Origin of the sequence: Lancefieldella parvula (genome assembly GCF_963530955.1) — a bacterium.
Classification (GTDB): Bacteria; Actinomycetota; Coriobacteriia; order Coriobacteriales; family Atopobiaceae; genus Lancefieldella; species Lancefieldella parvula_A.
Genome location: NZ_CAUSFQ010000066.1, coordinates 1 through 8,131 on the forward strand (window position 1 = coordinate 1; position 8,131 = coordinate 8,131).

Genomic DNA, 8,131 nt, shown 5'->3' on the forward strand with positions numbered 1-8,131 from the left:
GGAGCTCACCTGTTGCACCATTTGCAACAGTAACTGCGCCACCAAGAGCGTTAGCAACCGTGCTGTCCTGAATGGTGCCGCCGGCCATAACAAATTTTGCACCAGCGCCAGTAGTAAGAACTACGCCGTTATTTCCAGGTGTAGGTTTTGCCTTACCGTTTTTAATAACGCCACGAAGCAAGGTAAAGCTACCACGGTTCTCAACGGCAAATGCAGTGTTGTTGCCATCAATGGTGGCGCCATCAAGAGTAACTGCGCCGCCAGAAGCAATCTTGAACATATAGAAATTAGAGCCGGTCATGGCACTTGTGATAGTTCCAGTACCCATCAACCTAATGTTCTTATTAGCTGGAACCTGAACTGGAGCAGTAATGGTAAAGTCCGCATTTACCTGAACGATAGTCTGCGAACCATCTGCTGGAGCAGCAGCAATAGCAGCCAGCAGCTCAGCCTCTGAGGTAACAGGGGTGGTGTCTGCGAGTGCTTGCTTTGCAAGTCCTCCAACGAGCGAGAGTGCTAGCACAAACGTAGCAACAATCGCCATGCTCCAACGTGAAAGCCTTTTCATGGTAAAACTCCTTGCGCTTAGGGAGCTTGTAGTGACAAAACAATAAAACAATTACTATAAAAGCGTAAAACAGTGCAACTTTAGCGTACTTTACTCTTCTTTGTCTAGCTGTTCAGGCTCTTCTGGACGATGTTTTAGGCGATCGTATTCTTCTTCGGTCAAAACATCTTCAATTCGTAGGTTAACACCAGAAACTTCAAGGCCTGTCATACCGGTAATTTTCTCGACAATTGTATGCTTAACATCCTCAAAAATCTGAGGCGCATAAGAACCATATTTAATAAGTACAGAAACGGTAACATTTAGCGAGCTGTCAGGCAGCACCTCTACAGTGACACCTTTAGCCGTATCAGATGCACCAAGTACATCCTGAACTCTGTTAAGCCAGTTTCCACGAGCACCCACCACGTTGGGGACATCACGCAAAGCCAACGAGACGATCTTCTCGACAACTCCGCCAGAAAAGGTAAGAGAGTCTGTATCCTCAAGATCTGCATCGGAAGGAACATCTGTTGTCTCTTCTGCAGGAACAATTTCTTCAGAGGTGGTCTCTTGCGAATTAGTAAGCTCTTCTGCCACAGCTCTCTCCTATCTAGTTTCTGTCCGTAAATAAGGAACGAATCTTTGCCAAAATGGTTGCCTTTCCGTCAAAAATCTGACCGATGGCAACTCCTACCAGTACAAACAATGCAACAACTAGCATTTTAAATAGACCAAACGTAAACAAAAAAATTGCAAACAAGAGGCCCAAAAATCCGCCAATAATGGCACCTGGATGGTCAACGACGTATTTTTTACACTTCTCCTGCATCTTCTGAAAGAAGCTTTTATCCATTGTCTGTGACCTCCTTTGCATCTGGCTCTGAAATACTCAATCGAATGTCTTTACCAGTCTGCTGAGCAGCGGCTTGAGTGGAAGGATGCTCGTAAGATTGCTCTTCTACAATCTCTGGTTCTGGCACAACCTCTTTTGACTGAGACAAAGACGCACCTTCTTCATCCTTTGGCGAGAAGGAACTTGGCTTGATAAAAGAAAGATTAATGCTAGAAACGCAAGGTCCGCACACGATAGCAAGACCAGACTGAAGAGCGTTGTAGAACTCAGAGCCCTTTGCAGTGACATCAACAGGCTCTTTGGGGAGAATATCAATCTGTACGGCTACAGAATTGTTCTTAGAAATCTGCACGTTAACACGGTGTGCAAGGCAAGTTCCATCTTCTTCAATAATATGGGCTGCCTGAGAAGAAATGGCATCTTTAGTGACGGAGATTGTTCCGCCTTCAACTGTTGCAACCGTGAGCTTTACCGTTTTTCTAATGAATAGAGCTCTGAACAACACCACAACAAGACCAAAGATGCTAATAGCCGCACAAGCGTTAAGAGCAATAAGGTAGGGCTTGGTAAACAAGAGATTAGTTGCCTGATGTGTCCAAGGACCAAACCACGTTAAAGCAAGAGCTAAAAATACAAATGCACTTGCAAGAACATAGAGTATGTAGCAAAAACGCTTGAAGCCGCTCATGGCACCTCCACTTTCTTTTATATAAACAGTTTAACCCCAATACCGGACAAAAAGAGAATATAAAAACTGCCTCCCGGTGGAAGGCAGTTTTTAGTCTGTATATACCGTTAGCAGAAGACGAACTTAAGCGTTCTTCATAACAACAGAGCGAACAACTCCCGCCGCATCGTCACAGGAATCCAGAACAGTCTCCATGCGGTCAAAAATACGAAGCCAAGCAACGGTGTGGCGACCAGGCATTTCATCACGGAACAAGCGAGAGAGTGCATTGTGATAAATAAGATCGCCCTCGTCCTCAACGTGACCAACGGCACTAGCCTTCTCCATAACGGTAGGATCTTTCTTGTAGTCACTCAGAACACTCAGCATCTCCTGGACCGTCTTGCATGCGCGAAGGGTAAGCTCAGCAAGCTGCATAGCCTCTTTACGAGTATCGTCAACGTTAAAGAGATCAAGGCGCTCTGCAACAGAATTCATTCCGTCAACAATGTCATCAAGACGAAGAGCCAAGTCAGAGATGTCCTCACGCTCAAATGGTGTGACAAAGGAAGCGTAAAGCTCCTTCATAATGTGCTGGACCTTCTCGTCACACTCACGCTCGTAAACCTTCATCTGAGGAATACGTGCAGCAGTCTCGGGAAAGCCTTCCATAATGACCACATACTCTTCAGCGGTTTCTACAATTTTGTCGCCAAACTCGCGGAACATAGTGTAGAAGACATCCTCTTTTGGCTTACCTAGCATGAATCCTCCAATAAAGTTGAGTGGTTCAATAGAACTCGTAAAAGACAGTTATACGTACTTAGAAAATCATCAGGAACAGTTTTGCAAAAAGAAAACCAATAAGTCCGCAGCCAGGGAAAGTAAACACCCATGCTGCTACCATTTCTTTTGCAACGCCCCAGTTAACTGAACGAATATTTTTTGCAGCACCCGCACCCATCATGGCGGTCATTTTTGTATGAGTTGTTGAAACAGGAAGACCGGTCAGTGTGGAAAGCAACAAAGATGCAGATGCCGAGAAGGACGCAGCAAAGCCCTGATAACGCTCAAGCTTTACCATTTCCATTCCGACTTTTTTAATAATCTTTCTTCCGCCGATTGCAGTACCGATAGACATAAGAGCAGCACACAGTACCTGCAACCAAAGCGGGAATACATCTGCACCAGCAGCTCCATGACCCGCGGAAAGTGCAATTGCAAGCATGGCGATGGACATGAACTTCTGGCCATCCTGTGCGCCATGCATAGCAGCAACAAATGCTGAGCCAACAACTTGCAAATGGCCAAACATCTCATCAGCGCGTTGTCGATCAACGTTAACGCAAAGCTTGTTGATTGCTTTAACAATGATCCAACCAGCGGCAAAACCCAGTGTGGTCGAGAAAAGCAGACCAATTAAAACTTTGCTCCACTCGCCCCAGTTAACTGCACCAAAATCACCATGAATAGCAAGTGCTGCACCGGTGAGACCTGCAATAAGAGCGTGTGACTCAGAAGTTGGAATACCTAAAGCCCAAGCTCCTACTGCCCAAGTAACAATACCAACACAGCCTGCGGCAAGAGCAACAAGAGCCTCATGATTATTGCTACCAAAGTCAACCATGCCCAAAATTGTGTCTGCAACTGCAGTTGAAATGAGGCACATAGCCACCAAACCAACAAAGTTGCATACAACACTCATGATAATTGCATGGTTAACTTTAATTGAACGAGTTCCAACAGCCTCTGCAATAGCATTAGCCGCGTCGGTTGCACCATTTACAAAAATGCATCCAAAAACAAGGACAATGACGAGGGCCAAAAACGGATTGGCAACCATCATCTCAAAAAAGTGTCCGAGGGTTATCATTCGGTACCTTTCAAACCACTTTCATAACGGGACAATGATAATCGAAGTATCGTTCAATTATGTTTACAAACATTCGAATAGCTAAATCAGCGCAAGTTGTTTCTTACGCCCCGCCTTCCCTCTTATGAAAAATGCAAACTGACCTGGAAGAGCTACCCAGTTAACCCAGAAGAGTTGCCTCAAAAGGACGCCTCAGGTTACTAGGCAAGCTTTTTGATAATAGCTGCAGTAATTCTGGCAGAGCGCTCAGAAGCCTCACGCTCAAACGTCAAATAATCACCGCTTGAAGTAGTGCCGGGCTTATCGGACATAAGCCTAATCACCACAAACGGTATGTGGTTGAGCCAAGCAACCTGGGCAATTGAAGCGCCCTCCATCTCGCAACAGTCAGCACCAAACGTTGTGTAGATGTGGTCTGCTAACTCTGATGAACTTACAAACTGATCTCCTGAAGCAACGCGGCCAGAAATAACCTGTAGTTGAGGAGCTACTTCTTTGGCTGATGCAAGTGCGCGCTCAATAAGACTCTCATCTGCTGTAAACGAGAAAACCGGAAGACCTGGAATTTGACCAGCGGCAAAATTGAGAGGACCAACGTTCATATCATGTTGAACTAAATCTGAGGAGATAACAATATCCCCAACCTGTAGCTCAGGGTTTAAAAGCCCTGCAATACCGGTATTAATCACGTGTGTTACTGCAAACGTATCAATCAGGATCTGTGTACATGCTGCTGCATTAACCTTGCCAATTCCCGACTGTACAACAACAACAGGAACTTCTCCCAAAAGGCCTTCAACAAATTGCATACGGGCCTGATCATACGTGCGCTCAACGGTCATCTGCGCTTTTAGTAGCGCAACCTCTGGCTCCATGGCTCCAATGATGCCAATCTTCATATTAAGCTCCTACTCCTGCAAGCCAACTAGAACCAGCCAGGGCTCTTACAATTTTATCTCGTACACTCATTTCGTTTGCGTCGTCTTTGATGTGAACATGAATGATTACCTTGACGCCTGTCTCAGCAATGCTTGATGCTTCAACCTCAATAGGAAGTGTTCTATCAAGCTGAGGTGCAACTACCTCTTGAACAATTTCTGTTATTTCTTGCGTTACCGCATTCAGATCAACGGTTGGTTTAAGCACTATAGTAATGGGTACCTCTGTCATATCCCACCTGGTACGATGCGCAAGTGCTGTTTTATTAAGTACTGAATTAGGAATGATGTCTACCCTACCTCCACGAGCACGAACTATGGTAGAGCGCCAATTCATGTCAATAACCTCACCGGAGATAGTTCCGATGCTTACCTGATCTCCAGGTTTAACTACACCTCCCAGCATAAGGCCCAAGCCTCCCGCCAGGTTAGAAATGGTGTCCTGCAGGCCAAAAGACAAGGCAATGGACGTAACTCCCAAGGCGGTTACAAACGCTGTTGGTTGAATACCAAAGACAGGCTGTAAGACAGCAAGAATAGCAAACGTCCAGATAACTCCACGTAGTATGTTGACAAAAATAGATGCTGACGGCAGCTTTGAAGAGTCCAAGGCCTTTTTTGAGAGCTTTATTGCAAAGCGCTCTACAAGAAAAGCCACAAGGAACACAACAACAAAGATAACCAGCTTAAAAATGAAATCTTGTGGAGTAAGACCCAAAATCAAACCGTCATGCATCAATACCATGGCTATCCCTCAATTTTAACTATTGGAGCAAAGCCCTTCATGAGCTTCTTTGTCTTATTAGTACGCGTAAACTTAACCTCAATAGTATCGCCCTGAACTGCCAAAACAATGCCTGGGCCAAAGGTCTTGTGAGAAACCTGGTCTCCCACAGCAAAACTTGCAGAAGCGCGGGCTGGATCTTTCTGAATAGGAGCTGTATGTGGAGCTGGAGCACCGCCGGTAGAGCGCGTGCGAGAACCAAAAACGTTTCCACCGTAGACCTCGGAGCCACGACCGGAGCCAAAGGTTCCATGACGGTCTCCTCGCTTTGCCCAACCAACTCCAGAAAAACCTGCAGAACCAACACCAATAGCTTTTACGTGCTCTTGAGGAATCTCTCCTACAAAACGCGATACAGGATTTGCCTGAACAGAGCCGTAAGTCCTTCTGGTAGATGCGTACGTCAAATACAGACGCTTGCGCGCACGCGTAATAGCAACATAGGCAAGTCTGCGCTCTTCTTCTAACTGAGCTGCTTCTGCCTCATAATTTGCATGAGGGAAGATTCCCTCCTCCATACCAGCAACAAAAACTGCAGGAAATTCCAGACCCTTTGCAGCGTGAATGGTCATGAGCGTTACTGCAGAGGTAGAACCATCCAAGCTATCCAGGTCAGAGCGAAGCGCCAGCCATTCCATAAACGCAGGAAGCTTCTCTGCCGCAACTTGCGGATGCAAGCTCTCCTCCTGAAGCGCAGGAGCCGTCTCTACAGCAGCACCAGCGAGTGCGCCGGTAGCAGCATCAAAACCAGCCTCACTTAGCGAAGCTGCATCTTGCGCATCAAGCGCTCCAGCTTCTCTGAGCTGCTGCAGGCTCTCAAGCGTTTCTTCAACATCGTCGTGAGACTCATCAAACTCTGCTGCAACACCAAAGAATTCTCGAATGTTCTCGATACGTCCGTCAGCCTCAATGGTATGCTCCGTCTCAAGCGCACGAATAAGACCTGAGCGGTCAATAATTGCCTCTACAACCTCATCAAGCTCACCATCAATATGGCGGCCATGCTCAATAGCTGACGTAAACTCTACCAGCGCATTTCTTACCTTTGCGGTAAAAATGCCTTCTTCCATCACGCATGCTTCACATGCCGAGAAGAACGACAAGCCGTTATGCAGTGCGTATGTCTGAATCTTTTGGATACTGGTTGCGCCAATACCGCGACGAGGCGTGTTAATAACGCGCAGCGCAGCCATGTCATCATCGGGGTTGACGACAACTTTGAGGTACGCCATGACATCTCTGATTTCTGCGCGATCAAAGAATCGAGTACCGCCAACAATCTTGTAAGGAACACCAGCTCTGAGCAACATATCTTCGAGAATACGAGACTGAGCGTTGGTGCGATAGAACACTGCTATGTTGTCGTATGATGTACCCTTATCGTGCAGTTTTTCTATCTCGGAGCCAATCCACGCACCCTCATCACGCTCATCAGATGCCTGATACACCTGGATTTTCTCGCCGTCTCCCTCATCGGTAAAAAGACGCTTTGGCTTGCGGTGAGAGTTGTGCGCAACAACTGCATTGGCAGCGGCCAAAATATGACCAGTTGAGCGGTAGTTTTGCTCTAGCTTAACTACAACTGCTTCCTCATAGTCTTTCTCGAACGCCAAGATGTTTTTGATGTCTGCTCCGCGCCACGAATAAATGGACTGGTCATCATCACCAACAACCATAAGATTGCGATACTTGGATGCCAAAAGCTTGGTAATTGCGTACTGGACGCCGTTGGTATCCTGATACTCGTCAACGTTGATATAACGGAAACGCTCCTGGTACTTAGCAAGCACGTCTGGATACTTGGAGAGCAACTCAAATGCCTTAACCAGAAGGTCGTCAAAATCCATAGCGTTGGCTTTATCCAGACGCGTCTGAAGCGCACGATATACACGAGCCACCACGTGATCCATAGGACTTGCTGCCTGCGCCTCTACATCATCAGGATACAAAAGAGCATTCTTAGCAGCAGAAATCTTAGAGCGGATGGAGTTGAGTGGGAACTGACGAACATCAATATCTAAATCAGACAGAATGGTCTTTACCAGGCGTTTTGAATCGTCATCATCATAGATGGCAAAGTTAGGCCCATAGCCAAGACGCTCACCATCTTCTCTGAGAAGACGAACACACATAGCGTGGAACGTGCAGACCCACATGCCGCGAATATTGTTAGGAAGCAGCGCCTCAAGGCGCTCACGCATCTCTGCTGCAGCCTTGTTAGTAAACGTAATAGCCAGAATCTGCCAAGGACGAACGCCCTCGTCAGCAATCATGTGCGCAATTCTAAACGTCAAAACACGCGTCTTACCCGAGCCAGCTCCTGCAAGAACCAACAGAGGTCCCTGAGTTGTCATAACCGCCTGATGCTGGGCAGGATTTAAACCTTCAAGATCAATCTGCATTGAGCCATCCTTGTGTCAATCATTCTTAGAATAAAAGTGTACCCCGATAACCGGACATTAATTG

9 protein-coding genes are annotated in these 8,131 nt (G+C 46.6%); all 9 read right to left on the reverse strand.

Annotated features, from left to right (window positions below; translation table 11 throughout):
• On the reverse strand, positions 1-568 hold a 568-nt coding region (locus RWJ43_RS05090; protein ID WP_396427225.1), incomplete at its 3' end, for a hypothetical protein.
• A gap of 90 nt (positions 569-658) precedes the next feature.
• Positions 659-1,147 (reverse strand): Asp23/Gls24 family envelope stress response protein, encoded by a 489-nt coding sequence (locus tag RWJ43_RS05095; protein ID WP_314008572.1) that lies wholly within the window; start codon positions 1,145-1,147, stop codon positions 659-661.
• A gap of 13 nt (positions 1,148-1,160) precedes the next feature.
• On the reverse strand, positions 1,161-1,403 hold the full coding sequence (locus tag RWJ43_RS05100; RefSeq protein WP_313995369.1) for a DUF2273 domain-containing protein: 243 nt from the start codon (positions 1,401-1,403) through the stop codon (positions 1,161-1,163).
• Positions 1,396-2,091 carry an alkaline shock response membrane anchor protein AmaP gene (gene amaP, locus RWJ43_RS05105; protein WP_314008575.1) on the reverse strand — a complete coding sequence of 232 codons (696 nt, stop codon included), beginning with the start codon at positions 2,089-2,091 and terminating at the stop codon, positions 1,396-1,398. Before amaP ends, RWJ43_RS05100 begins: the two co-directional genes overlap by 8 nt.
• A 123-nt stretch (positions 2,092-2,214) precedes the next feature.
• Positions 2,215-2,835, reverse strand: a complete 621-nt coding sequence (locus RWJ43_RS05110) for a DUF47 family protein (protein ID WP_314008577.1) — start codon at positions 2,833-2,835, stop codon at positions 2,215-2,217.
• A 58-nt stretch (positions 2,836-2,893) separates the two neighbouring features.
• Entirely contained in the window at positions 2,894-3,943 is a 1,050-nt protein-coding gene (locus RWJ43_RS05115; protein ID WP_035428240.1) for an inorganic phosphate transporter, read from the reverse strand.
• Between the two features lie 200 nt (positions 3,944-4,143).
• Positions 4,144-4,842 carry a 5'-methylthioadenosine/adenosylhomocysteine nucleosidase gene (locus tag RWJ43_RS05120; protein WP_314008582.1) on the reverse strand — a complete coding sequence of 233 codons (699 nt, stop codon included), beginning with the start codon at positions 4,840-4,842 and terminating at the stop codon, positions 4,144-4,146.
• Between the two features lies 1 nt (position 4,843).
• Positions 4,844-5,626, reverse strand: coding sequence for a mechanosensitive ion channel domain-containing protein (locus tag RWJ43_RS05125; protein ID WP_314008584.1), 783 nt, complete (start codon positions 5,624-5,626; stop codon positions 4,844-4,846).
• A 2-nt stretch (positions 5,627-5,628) separates the two neighbouring features.
• Positions 5,629-8,067, reverse strand: a complete 2,439-nt coding sequence (locus RWJ43_RS05130) for a UvrD-helicase domain-containing protein (RefSeq protein ID WP_314008586.1) — start codon at positions 8,065-8,067, stop codon at positions 5,629-5,631.
• Between the last annotated feature and the right edge of the window lie 64 nt (positions 8,068-8,131).